Source organism: Flavobacterium sp., assembly GCF_044371705.1.
Taxonomy (GTDB): domain Bacteria; phylum Bacteroidota; class Bacteroidia; order Flavobacteriales; family Flavobacteriaceae; genus Flavobacterium.
This window is the reverse complement of the sequence record NZ_JBILTE010000061.1, coordinates 1-13,984: the sequence shown is the minus strand read 5'-3', so window position 1 is coordinate 13,984 and position 13,984 is coordinate 1. Positions and strand designations below refer to the sequence as shown.

General features: G+C 34.8%; 15 protein-coding genes. 11 read left to right on the top strand and 4 right to left on the bottom strand.

Features of this window, described 5'->3' with window-relative positions:
* Nucleotides 1–282: 282 nt before the first annotated feature.
* Genes hemH through ACIQ2S_RS06035 form a run of 5 tightly spaced genes read left to right on the top strand, consistent with a single transcriptional unit; the run spans nucleotide 283 to nucleotide 5,471 of the window.
* On the top strand, nucleotides 283–1,320 hold the full coding sequence (gene hemH / locus ACIQ2S_RS06055; RefSeq protein WP_396173934.1) for a ferrochelatase: 1,038 nt from the start codon (nucleotides 283–285) through the stop codon (nucleotides 1,318–1,320).
* Nucleotides 1,321–2,676 (top strand): MATE family efflux transporter, encoded by a 1,356-nt coding sequence (locus ACIQ2S_RS06050; protein ID WP_396173932.1) that lies wholly within the window; start codon nucleotides 1,321–1,323, stop codon nucleotides 2,674–2,676.
* Nucleotides 2,663–3,205, top strand: coding sequence for a CopD family protein (locus ACIQ2S_RS06045; protein WP_396173930.1), 543 nt, complete (start codon nucleotides 2,663–2,665; stop codon nucleotides 3,203–3,205). Before ACIQ2S_RS06050 ends, ACIQ2S_RS06045 begins: the two co-directional genes overlap by 14 nt.
* Nucleotides 3,206–3,258: 53 nt before the next feature.
* Nucleotides 3,259–4,686 (top strand): sensor histidine kinase, encoded by a 1,428-nt coding sequence (locus ACIQ2S_RS06040; protein WP_396173928.1) that lies wholly within the window; start codon nucleotides 3,259–3,261, stop codon nucleotides 4,684–4,686.
* Nucleotides 4,687–4,688: 2 nt separating this feature from the next.
* Nucleotides 4,689–5,471: an enoyl-CoA hydratase/isomerase family protein gene (locus tag ACIQ2S_RS06035; RefSeq protein ID WP_396173926.1), complete on the top strand. Its 783-nt coding sequence runs from the start codon at nucleotides 4,689–4,691 to the stop codon at nucleotides 5,469–5,471.
* Between the two features lie 2 nt (nucleotides 5,472–5,473).
* Here the strand turns inward: ACIQ2S_RS06035 and ACIQ2S_RS06030 are convergent, their stop codons facing one another.
* The 3 genes from ACIQ2S_RS06030 to ACIQ2S_RS06020 are packed head-to-tail and all read right to left on the bottom strand — an operon-like array spanning nucleotide 5,474 to nucleotide 7,850.
* A complete protein-coding gene (locus ACIQ2S_RS06030) occupies nucleotides 5,474–6,118 on the bottom strand; it encodes an HD domain-containing protein (protein WP_396173924.1) in 645 nt (214 codons plus the stop codon).
* A gap of 3 nt (nucleotides 6,119–6,121) precedes the next feature.
* Nucleotides 6,122–7,111, bottom strand: coding sequence for an acyl-ACP desaturase (locus ACIQ2S_RS06025; protein ID WP_396173921.1), 990 nt, complete (start codon nucleotides 7,109–7,111; stop codon nucleotides 6,122–6,124).
* A 4-nt stretch (nucleotides 7,112–7,115) separates the two neighbouring features.
* Nucleotides 7,116–7,850 carry a lysophospholipid acyltransferase family protein gene (locus ACIQ2S_RS06020; RefSeq protein WP_396173918.1) on the bottom strand — a complete coding sequence of 245 codons (735 nt, stop codon included), beginning with the start codon at nucleotides 7,848–7,850 and terminating at the stop codon, nucleotides 7,116–7,118.
* A 140-nt stretch (nucleotides 7,851–7,990) separates the two neighbouring features.
* On the opposite strand from ACIQ2S_RS06020, the gene recA reads away from it, so the two are divergent.
* The 4 genes from recA (at nucleotide 7,991) to ACIQ2S_RS06000 (ending at nucleotide 11,619) form a co-directional block, all read left to right on the top strand.
* Nucleotides 7,991–8,995, top strand: a complete 1,005-nt coding sequence (recA, locus tag ACIQ2S_RS06015; protein ID WP_396173916.1) for a recombinase RecA — start codon at nucleotides 7,991–7,993, stop codon at nucleotides 8,993–8,995.
* A 145-nt stretch (nucleotides 8,996–9,140) separates the two neighbouring features.
* Complete coding sequence (locus tag ACIQ2S_RS06010) at nucleotides 9,141–9,503, top strand: hypothetical protein (RefSeq protein WP_396173914.1); 363 nt, start codon at nucleotides 9,141–9,143, stop codon at nucleotides 9,501–9,503.
* Nucleotides 9,504–9,523: 20 nt separating this feature from the next.
* Nucleotides 9,524–10,075, top strand: a complete 552-nt coding sequence (locus ACIQ2S_RS06005; protein ID WP_396173912.1) for an RNA polymerase sigma factor — start codon at nucleotides 9,524–9,526, stop codon at nucleotides 10,073–10,075.
* Nucleotides 10,075–11,619, top strand: coding sequence for a hypothetical protein (locus ACIQ2S_RS06000; protein WP_396173908.1), 1,545 nt, complete (start codon nucleotides 10,075–10,077; stop codon nucleotides 11,617–11,619). The genes ACIQ2S_RS06005 and ACIQ2S_RS06000 overlap by 1 nt, the downstream gene beginning before the upstream one ends.
* Nucleotides 11,620–11,727: 108 nt before the next feature.
* On the opposite strand, the gene ACIQ2S_RS05995 is transcribed toward ACIQ2S_RS06000, so the two are convergent.
* Complete coding sequence (locus ACIQ2S_RS05995) at nucleotides 11,728–12,468, bottom strand: lysophospholipid acyltransferase family protein (RefSeq protein ID WP_396173906.1); 741 nt, start codon at nucleotides 12,466–12,468, stop codon at nucleotides 11,728–11,730.
* Between the two features lie 92 nt (nucleotides 12,469–12,560).
* Between ACIQ2S_RS05995 and trpS the strand changes: the two genes are divergently transcribed.
* Nucleotides 12,561–13,532, top strand: a complete 972-nt coding sequence (gene trpS, locus ACIQ2S_RS05990) for a tryptophan--tRNA ligase (RefSeq protein ID WP_396173904.1) — start codon at nucleotides 12,561–12,563, stop codon at nucleotides 13,530–13,532.
* 1 nt (nucleotide 13,533) lies between these two features.
* A complete protein-coding gene (locus ACIQ2S_RS05985) occupies nucleotides 13,534–13,962 on the top strand; it encodes a hypothetical protein (protein ID WP_396173902.1) in 429 nt (142 codons plus the stop codon).
* The last annotated feature ends 22 nt before the right edge of the window (nucleotides 13,963–13,984 follow it).

Here is a 13,984-nt window from a genome sequence, read left to right as displayed (position 1 = left end):
CATAAATGAAAAAAAAATTGAAAGTTTATCAAACATAAGAACAATAAGTACAGTTTGAGCAAATAATAATAAAAAAATTCATTTATTTTATAAAGAACCACGAAACAGAAAAATAGCAAAATATATTCCTTCTATATTTAAAAAATGGTTTCAAAAAAATGAATATATATATGATATTACTTTTACAAAAGAAAAGCCTGCGGAAGTAAATATATTATTGAAAAAGATTTTAAAGTATAATTAATCTGAAAAATTAAAATAAAAAAATTGCAACTAAATAAAATGAAAAAAGGAGTATTATTAGTCAACTTAGGTTCACCCGAAAGTCCAACCCCAAAAGATGTCAAGCCGTATTTGGACGAGTTTTTAATGGACAAATACGTTATCGATGTGCCGTTTTTATTGCGAGCTCTATTGGTACGTGGAATTATTTTACAAACCCGACCTAAAAAATCAGCAGCCGCTTATGCTAAAATCTGGTGGGACGAAGGATCGCCACTCATTGTTTTATCTAAACGAATGCACAAAAAAGTACAAGCTAACACCAGTATTCCCGTAAGTTTAGCCATGCGTTACGGCAAGCCAAGTATTGAATCGGGTTTGCAGGAACTGCATGGTCAAGGGGTGACCGAAGTAATGCTTTTCCCTTTATATCCGCAGCATGCCATGGCTTCAACGGTAACGATTTTGGTTTTGGCGGAAGAAATTCGCAAAAAGAAATACCCAAACATGAATTTTACCATTCTTCCAGCATTTTACAACCAGAAAGACTACATCCGCGATTTATCCAATTCGATCAAAAAACATTTGGAAGGATTTGAGTACGATCATTTATTGTTTTCCTATCATGGTATCCCGGAGCGACACATTCGTAAAACAGATATTACCAAAAGTCATTGTAAAATAGATGGTTCGTGTTGCAACACACCATCACCGGCACACGATTTTTGCTACCGTCACCAATGTTACGAAACCACCAAACAAGTAGTTGAATTTTTAGGAATTCCGGAAGGAAAATACAGCCAGACTTTTCAATCGCGTTTAGCCGGTGATAAATGGTTAACACCTTATACCGATGTTGAAATCAATAAAATGCCTGAAAAGGGGATTAAAAAATTAGCTGTTGTTACACCAGCTTTTGTATCCGATTGTTTGGAAACTTTGGAAGAAATTGCAATGGAAGCAAATCATGAATTTAAAGAGCATGGAGGCGAAGAATTTAAAGCAATCCCATGTTTAAATGACGACGACGATTGGTGTAGAACCCTCAGCAGATGGATTGATCAGTGGGCATTTGCCGATACTCAAACCACCGTATAGATGGCTCTTTCTTCAGGTGCATTAGGCTCGGAAGACATCAAACAATTGTTGATTAAGCAAGCTGTTCCGGCTTCTATTGGAATTCTTTTCATGTCTATCAATATCTTGGTGGACACCATTTTTGTGGGTCAATGGATTGGTTCCTTAGCTATTGCAGCTGTTACAGTTGTTTTGCCCATTACTTTTTTAATTTCATCTTTGGGAATGGCCATTGGCATCGGTGGAAGTTCCATCATTTCAAGAGCCTTAGGAGCCCGAGACAAAGAAAAAGCCATGCAAACTTTTGGCAATCAAATCATGATGACCTTGAGTTTGGCTTTGCTGTTTGTCATTGTTGGATTTGTTTATTGTGATGAAATACTATTACTTTTTGGTGCAAATGGCGAAATTATGCAACCGGCAAAAGAATTTTTTATTCCTGTTTTAGTTGGTGTTCCTTTTTTGGCTTTAAGCATGATGGGAAATAATGTTATTCGTGCCGAAGGAAAAGCAAAATTTGCGATGATGGCCATGATTATTCCTGCTTTTGGAAATATTTTTCTGGATATTATTTTCATCAAATTTTTAAACATGGGTATGTTTGGTGCGGCATTGGCCACAACCCTTTCGTATTTTATGTGCTTTCTTTTTATTCTTTGGTTTTTTATCAAAAAAAGTGAGTTAAAACCCGAATTGCATCATTTTACATTTGTTTCATCGATTGTTAAAGAAATCTCCTCCCTTGGTTTGGTTACTTTTTCCAGACAAGGCGTGGTAAGTATTTTGGCAATTATAATTAATCATACCCTATTTACTTATGGGGGCGAACATTCGGTGGTGATTTATGGAATTATCAGTAGGATGCTAATGTTTGCTCTCTTTCCAATTTTGGGAATCACTCATGGTTTTCTTCCCATTGCCGGCTATAATTATGGAGCAGAAAATTACAATCGTGTTAAAGAAACAATTTCCATTTCAATAAAATATGCGGCGGTTCTAGCCACAATAATTTTCCTTATCATTTTAATCTTCGCTAAACAAATTGTTGCCGTTTTTACCAAAGATTTGGATATAATTGCTGAAACACCAAATGCGATGCGATGGGTTTTTGCGGCTACACCCATTATTGCTTTACAATTGATTGGAGCGGCTTACTTTCAAGCGGCAGGCAAGGCAATTCCTGCTTTATTACTCACGCTGAGCAAACAAGGGTTTTTTCTGATCCCACTAGTACTACTATTGCCAAATTATTTTGGTATTTTTGGTGTATGGGTTGCTTTTCCAATTGCCGACATTTTATCTACAATAGTAACGGCCTACTTTTTGAGGAGAGAAATGACCACTAAATTGATTGAAAAAAACGATGGACTATTATAACTATATCAAATCATTGCACCTCATTTTTGTCATCACTTGGTTTGCGGGATTGTTTTACATCGTGCGTTTATTCGTTTATCACGCAGAAGCAAAAGAAAAATTGGAACCGGAACAGTCTATTTTGGTCAAACAATACCAGCTCATGCAGTATCGATTGTGGTATATTATCACTTGGCCAAGTGCCGTTTTAGCAAGCATTTTTGCCTTTTGGTTGTTATGGATTATGCCACAATGGTTGCAACAAGAGTGGATGATAGTCAAATTAGGATTTGTAGTTTTACTGTATTTGTACCATTGGAAATGTCACCTCATTTTTAAGCAACTTCAAAAAGATGAAGTAAAAAACAGCTCTAATTTTTTCAGAGTGTGGAACGAAGGAGCCACAATAATTTTATTTGCAGTTGTGTTTTTGGTTATTTTAAAAAGTGCCATTAATTGGATTTACGGAGTTATCGGTATCTTTCTTTTTTCAATGCTGATTATGCTGGGTTTTAAATTTTATAAACGAATAAGAGAGCGAAACAAGTGATGTTTTTTAATAAAATAAGTGCTCTTTCACTACGTGTTCGTATATTCATATCGATGATTTTACTAACTGTAATTTCATCTGTTCTAATTGCCTCCGTTTCTGTTTTACAATTTCGTAACGAGGCTAAAAGCTACCATCAAGAACGTTTAGAACGCAAAGAAAATGCCATCAAAGAGCACATTACCTATATTTTACAGAATACAACTTATCCACTTACCACCGAAAACATCCCTTTGATTTTTAAGGATGAAATTCATGAATTGACCGATATTCACGGACTTGAAATTAATTTTTATGATTTAAAAGGAACATTTTTAAAATCATCAAGACCCAGTTTTGCAGTAGATAAACAACCGGAATCATTAGATCCTTACATTATTAATTTAATTCAAGCCAGTATCGACAAACGATATGTTGAGTTTTTTGAAATAGATGGCGTGAAACACCTTTCCGCATACAGTGAAATAAAAGATGGACAATTCAAATCATTAGCAATTGTTAACATTCCATATATTGAAGATGGGGGTTATTATCAACAAGAATTAAGAAATTTTTTGATTCGTTTTAGTCAAGTCTATATTTTTATGTTGGTGTTTTCGGGTTTACTAGCCTTTTATTTATCTAGTTACATAACCAAATCACTCAAGACCATTTCTGATAAATTACAGGAAACGCAACTCAACAAAAGAAATGAAAGAATTCAGTTAGACGCTACAAGCCGTGAAATAAAATTATTGGTTGAATCGTATAACAGCATGGTGGACAAATTAGAGGAAAGTGCGGTTAAACTTGCTCAAAATGAACGTGATTTAGCATGGCGGGAGATGGCCAAACAGGTAGCACACGAAGTTAAAAACCCACTGACGCCGATGCGTTTGACCGTTCAAAGTTTTCAGCGAAAATTTGATGCGAACGATCCAAACATCGATAAGAAATTAGCAGACTATACCCAAACATTATTACAGCAAATCGATACCATGAGTGCCATGGCAAATGCTTTCTCCAGTTTTGCATCCATGCCGGCACAAAATAATGAACAAATTAATGTGGTTGCGGTGGTGCAAATGGCTTTGGATATTTTTAATGAAGATTATATTCATTTTGAAGCAAAAGAAAAGGAAATCTTTAGTCTACTGGATCGAACCCAATTAATTCGTATTGTGACTAATTTGGTAAAAAATGCAACGCAATCCATTTCGGAAAATGCTCAAAATCCATCCGTAAATGTCTCGGTTTACAGAAAGGATGATCATGTAATTATTGAAGTAAAAGATAACGGAATTGGAATATCCGAAAAAAATTCACCACATATTTTTGAACCCAAATTCACTACCAAAAACAGCGGCATGGGATTGGGCTTGGGAATCATTAAAAAAATCATTGAAAATTATAGCGGAACCATTACATTTGAATCAACACCCAATATTGGAACCACATTTCATGTTTCGATTCCTATAAACACCAACGAAAAACAATCATAATTATGACTTTCGAAAACCTTCTACTTGAAAAAGAAAATGGGATTACGGTAATTACCATTAACCGACCCACCAAATTAAATGCATTAAACAAAGCTACCATCGAAGAACTTCATCAGGCTTTTGATGCAGAAAACAAAGATCAATCCACAAAAGTAATTATCATTACCGGAAGTGGTGAAAAAGCTTTTGTAGCCGGTGCTGATATTTCTGAGTTTGCTCATTTTTCAGTAGAAGAAGGCGGAAAACTAGCTACAAAAGGTCAGGAACTATTATTTGACTTTGTTGAAAATTTATCCACACCTGTCATTGCAGCTGTGAATGGATTTGCCTTAGGCGGTGGATTAGAATTGGCCATGTCGGCACATTTCAGAATTGCTTCTAACAATGCTAAAATGGGTTTGCCCGAAGTAACTTTGGGTGTTATTCCCGGTTATGGAGGAACACAACGATTACCACAATTAGTTGGAAAAGGTCGGGCTATGGAAATGATTATGAGTGCCGCAATGATTGATGCGGAAACGGCTAAAAATTACGGCTTAGTCAATCACGTGGTCTCGCAAGCTGAGTTAATTGAATTTTCCAAAGGCATTGCAAGTAAAATCGCTAAAAATTCTTCTGTTGCAATCTCTAATGCAATTGAAGCGGTAAATGCTAATTTTAAAGATGGCGTAAATGGTTATGCTGTTGAAATTAAAAACTTTGGAAAATCGTTTGGAACGGAAGATTTTAAGGAAGGAACGACGGCGTTTTTGGAGAAAAGAAAAGCGGAGTTTCCTGGGAGATAAAACTATTTCTCCCCTTCCCATTCCGCATAAAACTGGCTCAGGAACAATTCCATAAAACGGTGACGTTCGTGAGCTAATTTTTTTCCGGTTTCGGTATTCATTTGATCTTTTAACAGCAGTAATTTTTCGTAAAAATGATTCAAAGTAGGCGAATCACTTATTTGGTATTCCTCTTTGCTCATATTCAATTTGGGGGCAATTTGAGGGTCGTAAATTGTTCTGTTTTTAAACCCCCCATAATTAAATGTTCTTGCAATTCCGATGGCTCCCAATGCATCCAATCGATCGGCATCTTGCACAATTTCTAATTCTTTGGAAGAAAAAGTTTTTTCAAAATTTCCGCCTTTGAATGAAATATTCTTGATGATTGGAATGACATGCTCAATAATTTCTTCAGAAACATTTTCACTTTCTAAAAAAATTCGGGCAGTTTTTGGACCTATTTCTTCATCGCCTTGATGGAATTTTGAATCGGCTATGTCATGCAACAATGCTCCTAATTTTACAACTGTTAAGTCGCACGTTTCATCTACTGCAATCAGCAACGCGTTTTTGTAAACACGTTCTATATGAAACCAATCATGACCTCCTTCAGCGTTTTGAAGTTGTTTTTTTACAAAAAGGATGGCTTTGTCAATTATAGTCATGAATTATTTCACCAAAGCAGGTTGCACCCATTTAAACACATGACCGGTTTCAGGAATAACTAAGCGTTCAGAAATTTTGGCCATTCTGGCGGGTAATTTCATTAAGTAATCGCGTGCTTTCTCTGCCTCTTCTGTCAATCCGTTTATCTTTTCAATATCCCACTTTTCGATGAGTTTTTGCAATATATCAACATAATCGGCAGCAGTATATACGCCAAGTCGTTGAGCAGAATCGGAGAAATTTTCGAAAGCAGAACTGATTTTCTGACCCGATTCACGAAGAAAATGTGCCGGCATGACTATTTTTTGTTTCATCATGTACTGAAAAGCCAACATCATCTCACTTGGATCTACTTTGAATATTTGATTAATGAATTCACTATAGGCATGATGATGACGCATTTCATCACCTGCAATGAGTTTGCACATTTTAGACAATTTATTATCGCCATATTTTTTTGCAATTTGTGCTACCCGATTGTGTGAAATATACGTTGCCAATTCTTGAAAACTGGTGTAAACGAAGTTTTTATAAGGATCTTTGCCTGTACCTATATCAAATCCATCATTAATTAAGTGTTGGGTGGTCATTTCAATTTCACGCATGTTTACCCTTCCGGATAAATACAAGTATTTATTTAATACATCTCCATGACGATTTTCTTCACCGGTCCAATTTTTTACCCATCGTGACCAGCCGTTTTTTGCTTCACTATCTACGCCTTCTACCTCCGACAACCAAGATTCATAAGTAGGCAGAGCTTCTTCTGTAATCGTATCACCTACTAAAACTACCCAAAAGTCGTACGGTAAGTCTTTAGCTAGTTCACGTAACTCTTGCACGTCTTCAAAAAAAGTTTCCTTTTCAGAATCCGGCAACAGATCAGAAGGTTGCCATATTTTTTCTACGGGAATAAGGTAATCGTTCATGAAAGTATCCACTTTTCTTTCCAACAACTGCATTACTTCTAGACGAATGTTTTTTATTGACATACTATTAATTTTTTATTCCGTTAACAACGGCATTTTCTGTTTGAATCATTAATTGATCAAAAGGCATTCCTTTCACCGGAAACGGCTCTTGTATGGTAAATGTAATTCGATTGCCTAATCCCATTGGAAATTGTCCAAATCGCAACATTTTCCATGAATTGTTGATAGATATTGGCACAATATAAGCAGAAGGAGCATATTTACATAATATTTTCAGTCCGCTTTCTGAAAATTTCTTTGGAACTCCATCTTTACTTCGGGTTCCTTCGGGAAAAATGACGGTAGAACGTTTGTACTTCTCAATATATTCCGCCATTATTTTTATTTCTGCCAACGCTTGCTTTGCATCTTTTCTGTCTATAAGAACGGAACCACCGTGTCTTAAATTGTATGAAACACTTGGAATGCCTTTACCTAATTCCTTTTTACTGATGAATTTTGGATGCCATTTTCTCATAAACCAAATAATTGGAATAATATCATACAAACTCTGATGATTGGCAACTATAATTAACGGAACATCTAGTGGTAGCCTTTCCCGATTTTGAAAATCATAGGTTGTCCCCAAAACATGGGTATTTCGCAACAAAAAGAAATTCAAAATAGCCACACTTCGTTTATGAGCTTCATATCCAAAAACATTGAAACAAATCCATTGAATGGGGTGAAAAACACACAAGGTTGCAAGAAACAACACATAATACAATGCCGATAAAGGATAGGATATAATTTTATGCATACCTAATTTAAAATGTTTACAAAATTACATAATCGATTTAACTTTGTCTGTTCCTTTTTGTGGAAAAATAATTTATTTATACATCAAAAAAAAAAGTATTTTTACACAAAGAATTGTATATAAATTTAAAGCCAATTATTATGAGTACAGAGAAAGAAGCCAAATTAAAAGCCTTACAATTAACATTAGACAAATTAGACAAAACCTACGGCAAAGGTACGGTAATGAAAATGGGTGACAAAGCCGTTGAAGAAGTTGAATCCATTTCATCAGGTTCGCTGGGTCTTGACTTAGCATTGGGTGTAAACGGATATCCTAAAGGTAGAATCATTGAAATATACGGGCCGGAATCATCAGGTAAAACAACATTAACACTTCATGCTATTGCAGAAGCTCAAAAAGCAGGAGGAATTGCTGCTTTTATTGATGCCGAACATGCATTTGACAGAAATTATGCTGAAAAATTGGGTGTTGATATTGAAAACTTAATTATCTCTCAACCGGATAATGGTGAGCAAGCCCTGGAAATTGCTGAAAACTTAATTCGTTCGGGTGCCATTGATATTGTTGTAATCGACTCGGTTGCGGCTTTGACTCCTAAAAGTGAAATTGAAGGAGAAATGGGCGATTCCAAAATGGGATTACATGCCCGTTTAATGTCGCAAGCCTTGAGAAAACTTACGGCAACCATCAGTAAAACACATTGTACCGTGTTTTTTATCAACCAATTACGTGAAAAAATTGGTGTGATGTTTGGAAATCCGGAAACAACCACCGGTGGAAACGCATTGAAGTTTTACGCTTCGATTCGTTTAGATATCCGAAGATCTTCGCAAATTAAAGATGGTGAAAATGTGATTGGTAACCGAACTAAAGTGAAAGTTGTCAAAAACAAAGTTGCTCCGCCTTTTAGAACTGCCGAATTTGACATTATGTATGGCGAAGGCGTTTCAAAAACAGGTGAAATCTTAGATTTAGCTGTTGAATTTGAAATCATTAAAAAGTCGGGTTCTTGGTTTAGTTACGGCGAAACCAAATTAGGACAAGGGAGAGACGCTGTAAAAGCTTTGATCAAAGACAACCCTGAAATGGCTGACGAACTTGAAGCAAAAATTAAAGCTCGAATCAAAGAAAACGAGAATTAAAAAAATTAAACCCGAAATTTTCGGGTTTTTTTGGTTTTGGACGCAACCATTTTAAAACAATAACATCTAAGACAAACAATGTTAAGAAATAATGAAGAGAATACTGTTTTTATTTAGTTTAGTTTTTTTGTTGAATGCATGCAGTATGGATGACGATTCCGTCACTTATCACTACGAAATTTTAGCGGTAGATAGTTATGAGCTTCCTGAAACTTTTACTTTTGGTGAAACTTATCCGATTAAAATTTATTATAAAAGGCCTACGACATGTCATGGTTTTGATGGCTTTTATTACGACAGCCATATGAATACCAGAACAATTGCTGTTCAATCAATTGTTGTGAATTCAAATAATTGCGTAGATATTAATTTTAATGATCCTGCCTTGGAGGCTACATTAAATTTTAGTGTGGTTTATCATGAAACTTATATTTTTAAGTTTTATAAAGGGAAAGATGAAAATGGAGAGGATATTTTTGAAGAAGTAGAAGTTCCGGTTACCGACTAAACTAATGAGAGAAAACATCTGTGGGATTAGAACAACTGATAAATGATTGTAAGAAAAATGACAGAAAAGCACAAGAACAATTGTATAGGTTATTCGCCTCAAAATTGTTTACAGTTTGTCTGAAATATTCACGCAATCATGCAGAAGCACAAGATAACTTACAAGATGGTTTTATTCTTATTTTTAAAAAAATAGAGCAATACAATTTTAAAGGTTCTTTTGATGGCTGGGCAAAGCGAATCATGGTCAATCAATCTTTGCAACAATATCGAGGAATAAGTTATTTGGGACTTACCTCAGATATAGTTGCTGAAGAAACGGAGATTGAAATTGATGAAGACCATGTTTCGATTGATTATTTGATGAAAATCATACAAGAATTACCCGACAGATACCGTTTAGTATTTAGCTTATATGTTCTTGATGGCTATTCTCACAAGGAAATTGCAGAGTTATTGGAAATCAACGAAGGAACGTCAAAGTCAAATTTGTCCAGAGCTCGACAGATTTTAAAGGAAAAAATAGAGAAATTATCCGATGCTGATCGGAACAACGTAAATTATCATCATTAATGATGGAACAAAAAAATATAGATCGTTTGTTTCAAGAAAAATTCAAAGACTTTGAGGTAAATCCACCTGAAGAAATTTGGTATGCAATTGAAGCAGAATTAAATAAGAAAGAGAAAAAAAGAATCATTCCACTATGGTGGAAATTTTCAGGAGTTGCAGCATTGTTGGTAGTTGGAACTCTTTTATACAGTACTTTTTCTGCTGAAAAACTAAACACAAAACCTGAATTTAAGCCCGATACTAAAAATGTGGTTCTTGAAAACCAAGAAGATAAAGAGACAGAAAAGGATTCGAATGGTTTAAAAATGAATGACAACAGTGATAACGAAATCATTAATAAGTCAATCAACCCAGTTGCTAATCCTATTCGAAACAATCAAACTGTTACCATTGTAAATGAAAATACGACCAATGTCGCAAATAGTGCTACGACAAAAAAATCCGGTAAAAATCCATCCTTAAATTCATGGCCTAAAAACGAAAATTCTCTTGATCTTAAACAGTCGGAAATGAAAGGTGATAAGGAAGCACTCGTCATAAATAATGAAAAAGGAACTGATTCTGATCAACTGTTTAACAATACGATAAATAATAAATCATCGAATTCGATTCAAAAAACAATTCCAGAGTCAAACACTGGTGTTGTTACCATAACAGATAAATCACCATTTGATTTAAACAAGTATAAAACTGCAGAAGAAATAAATAAAATTAAAGGAAAAGATTCGGCTGTTGTCACTGCTATAGCAGAAGCAGCAGTTGAACCTAATGCGTTGGAAGAATTGCTAAAAGAAAAAGAAAAAGAGGAGAAATCCACAGAACCAAAAATAAACAGGTGGCTAGTTACTTCTGCAGTTGCCCCTGTTTATTTTAATTCTGCAAGTAATGGCTCACCCATTGATTCACAATTTGAAAATAATACAAAAGAATATGAAAATAATTTAACTTTTGGCTTAGGTGTTCAATATGCTCTTTCAAAAAAAGTAACGGTTCGCAGTGGCCTTAATCAAGTTTCCTTGGGCTACAATACAAATGATGTCATGTATTTTGCAAGTTTGGGTAAATCGAGTACAAATAATTTGAATACTACCAATGGTGGTGCTTCAATTATTGTGATGAGTAAAAGTGCTGCTTCAGAAGTTTCGTTTGATAGTTTTAATGAAGGTAATGCATTAAATACTAACGAAGGAATATTAAATCAACAAATGGGCTATTTGGAAATGCCTTTAGAACTTTCTTACAAAATATTAGATAGAAAATTCGGCATTCAATTCATCGGAGGAGTAAGCACCTTGTTTCTAACAGAAAATCAAGTAGTTGTAAGGTCTCCCGGCTTTGAATTTGAGTTAGGAGAAGCTAACAATTTGAATCAGGTTCATTTCAGTTCCAATGTTGGCATTGCATTTAATTACACCTTTTGGAAATCGTTTCAGGCAAATTTTGAACCGATGTTTAAATACCAACTCAACACCTTCAGTAACGAAGCAGGTAATTTTAAACCATATTTTATTGGTTTGTATTCCGGCATCAGTTATCGATTTTAAAAATAAAACTTAGTTAGTTTTGGTTATCATGTTTTATTTTGGTCGCTACTGCTTTTTCTCCCAAATTAGTTGTAGCAGAAAAAGAGCACTCAGCCACAGTGCTCTTTTTTATTTTTGATAAACTAGTAATTGTTTATAAATTAATTCGCTTACCTGATCTTTAATTTCTTTTTTATCTTCTAATGTTTTCCCTTTAGTTTCTACAAATCGATGAATCTTAGCTCTCATTAATCCTGGACTTCCACTAAAAAATGTATAGGAAAAACGTTTTTTATTATCTGCAAATGTCATCGGGACAATCGGAATTTGATGTTCAATTGCCAAACGAAAAGCACCATCTTTAAATTCACCCAAAATAATTGATTCATCATCCGGCACTAAACCTTCCGGGAATATACAAATACTTAACCCTTGATTTAATCTTTTTTGAGCTCGTTCAAAAACACCAAATCTGCTTTTTGAACTGTTTCTGTCTACCAAAATACAGGTTCGTTTATAAAAAAATCCAAACAAAGGAATTTTTGCTAACTCCATTTTCCCAACAAAAACAAACGGATTTTTAGAAACATAAAGCATCAACATAATGTCGGTCATCGAGGTATGATTGGCTACCAACATATAGCTTTTATTGGTTTCAAATTCTTGCTCACGATCTATTTTGGTATAAAAACCCATACCTATTAAAACGCCTCTTGCCCAAAAACGTGCTAATTTAAAAAAAAACGGATACCATTCTTCTTTCAAAATAGAAATAAATAATAATGGAAATAAAATAACTATTATCAATCCCATTAATACATAGAACCAAATTCGCCAAAGGACCCAAAAAATAATTTTAAAAAACTTCATAGAGCCAAAAGTAAGGAATCGTTATGAATTTTTAATAAAAGATTTACCTTTGCTACAATCAAATCAGATTCGTTTATCATACGCCAAAAACTATGTCAAAAATACTCACAGGAATTCAAGCCACCGGAACACCGCATTTGGGAAATTTAATGGGAGCAATAATGCCTGCTATTCAAATGGCCAATCAACCTGAAAATGAATCCTATCTTTTTATTGCCGATTTACATTCGGTTACACAAATAAAAGACAGCAAAACACTTCGTGAAAACAATTACAGTGTTGCTGCTGCTTGGTTAGCTTTTGGTTTGGATATCAATAAAGTTATTTTTTACCGTCAATCGGATGTGCCTCAAACGGCCGAATTAGCTTGGTATTTGAGTTGTTTTTTCCCGTTTCAACGGTTAACATTGGCTCATTCTTTTAAAGACAAAGCCGATCGTTTAGATGATGTAAATGCCGGTTTATTCTCGTATCCGATGTTAATGGCTGCTGATATTTTATTGTATGATGCCGAATTTGTTCCTGTTGGGAAAGACCAATTGCAACACATCGAAATCACGCGTGATGTAGCTGCACGATTTAACCATCAGATGGGTGAAGTATTTGTATTGCCTGAGGCAAAAATACAAGAAGACACGATGTATATTCCGGGAACCGACGGACAAAAAATGAGTAAATCGAGAGGGAATATTATCAATATCTTTTTGGATGATAAAGCGTTGCGTAAACAAATCATGACAATCGAAACCGATAGTACTCCTTTAGAAGAACCTAAAAATCCGGATACCTGTAATGTGTTTGCTTTGTACAAATTATTGGCTTCTGAAGAACAAATCGCTATCATGCGAAGCAATTATTTAGGAGGAAATTATGGATACGGCCATGCGAAACAAGCTTTTTTTGAGCTACTGGTAGAGAGGTTTAAAACCGAACGTGAAAAATATAATTACTATATGAACAATCTAACAGAAGTAGACAAAGCCCTAGCCGAAGGTGCAACAAAAGCATCGGCAAAAGCAACCGAAGTTTTACAGCGTGTTCGCCAAAAACTGGGATTTTTATAAAATGAAGAAAAGTTTAACTCTACTGCTTTTTTTAGTGACTTTTGAGCTTTTTGCTCAGGAGAAAGAAGCAGTTTACATCCTTTTTAAACAAGACGCAACGGCTGAATGTCAATTCACTGTTAATCGAGCCAAGAAAAAGAAAATTAAATTATCGTATACGCAAAAGCGGCACCGTAAAATAAATGTGACCCGTTTTATTTTATGTCGAAACATCTTTGTTTTTGAATTTCAAAAAGACAAATTTGAAGTCGTTGAAAAAGAAAAAACAACTAGTTTTAAAATGGTGACTCTTGATGAACTTCTTCAAAAAGAAGAAGAAAACCAATACCAACAAACGCTTAACGAATTATTTCCTAAAATTTTTATCCTTGAAGAAATTGAAAGCAATCAGTTTTCAATTTATGAGGTAGTTTGGGAAAAGACGCAGTAGATTAAACGAGGTTATTTCAATA

Excerpts from the sequence above, each read along its gene's own strand:
- ACIQ2S_RS06035 (WP_396173926.1), top strand. The coding sequence starts at position 4,689 with ATGACTTTCGAAAACCTTCTACTTGAAAAAGAAAATGGGATTACGGTA.
- hemH (WP_396173934.1), top strand. The coding sequence starts at position 283 with ATGAAAAAAGGAGTATTATTAGTCAACTTAGGTTCACCCGAAAGTCCA.
- ACIQ2S_RS06040 (WP_396173928.1), top strand. The coding sequence starts at position 3,259 with ATGATTTTACTAACTGTAATTTCATCTGTTCTAATTGCCTCCGTTTCT.
- ACIQ2S_RS06010 (WP_396173914.1), top strand. The coding sequence starts at position 9,141 with ATGGATGACGATTCCGTCACTTATCACTACGAAATTTTAGCGGTAGAT.
- ACIQ2S_RS06050 (WP_396173932.1), top strand. The coding sequence starts at position 1,321 with ATGGCTCTTTCTTCAGGTGCATTAGGCTCGGAAGACATCAAACAATTG.
- recA (WP_396173916.1), top strand. The coding sequence starts at position 7,991 with ATGAGTACAGAGAAAGAAGCCAAATTAAAAGCCTTACAATTAACATTA.
- ACIQ2S_RS06025 (WP_396173921.1), bottom strand. The coding sequence starts at position 7,111 with ATGTCAATAAAAAACATTCGTCTAGAAGTAATGCAGTTGTTGGAAAGA.
- ACIQ2S_RS05995 (WP_396173906.1), bottom strand. The coding sequence starts at position 12,468 with ATGAAGTTTTTTAAAATTATTTTTTGGGTCCTTTGGCGAATTTGGTTC.
- ACIQ2S_RS06030 (WP_396173924.1), bottom strand. The coding sequence starts at position 6,118 with ATGACTATAATTGACAAAGCCATCCTTTTTGTAAAAAAACAACTTCAA.
- ACIQ2S_RS06000 (WP_396173908.1), top strand. The coding sequence starts at position 10,075 with ATGATGGAACAAAAAAATATAGATCGTTTGTTTCAAGAAAAATTCAAA.
- ACIQ2S_RS05985 (WP_396173902.1), top strand. The coding sequence starts at position 13,534 with ATGAAGAAAAGTTTAACTCTACTGCTTTTTTTAGTGACTTTTGAGCTT.
- trpS (WP_396173904.1), top strand. The coding sequence starts at position 12,561 with ATGTCAAAAATACTCACAGGAATTCAAGCCACCGGAACACCGCATTTG.
- ACIQ2S_RS06020 (WP_396173918.1), bottom strand. The coding sequence starts at position 7,850 with ATGCATAAAATTATATCCTATCCTTTATCGGCATTGTATTATGTGTTG.
- ACIQ2S_RS06045 (WP_396173930.1), top strand. The coding sequence starts at position 2,663 with ATGGACTATTATAACTATATCAAATCATTGCACCTCATTTTTGTCATC.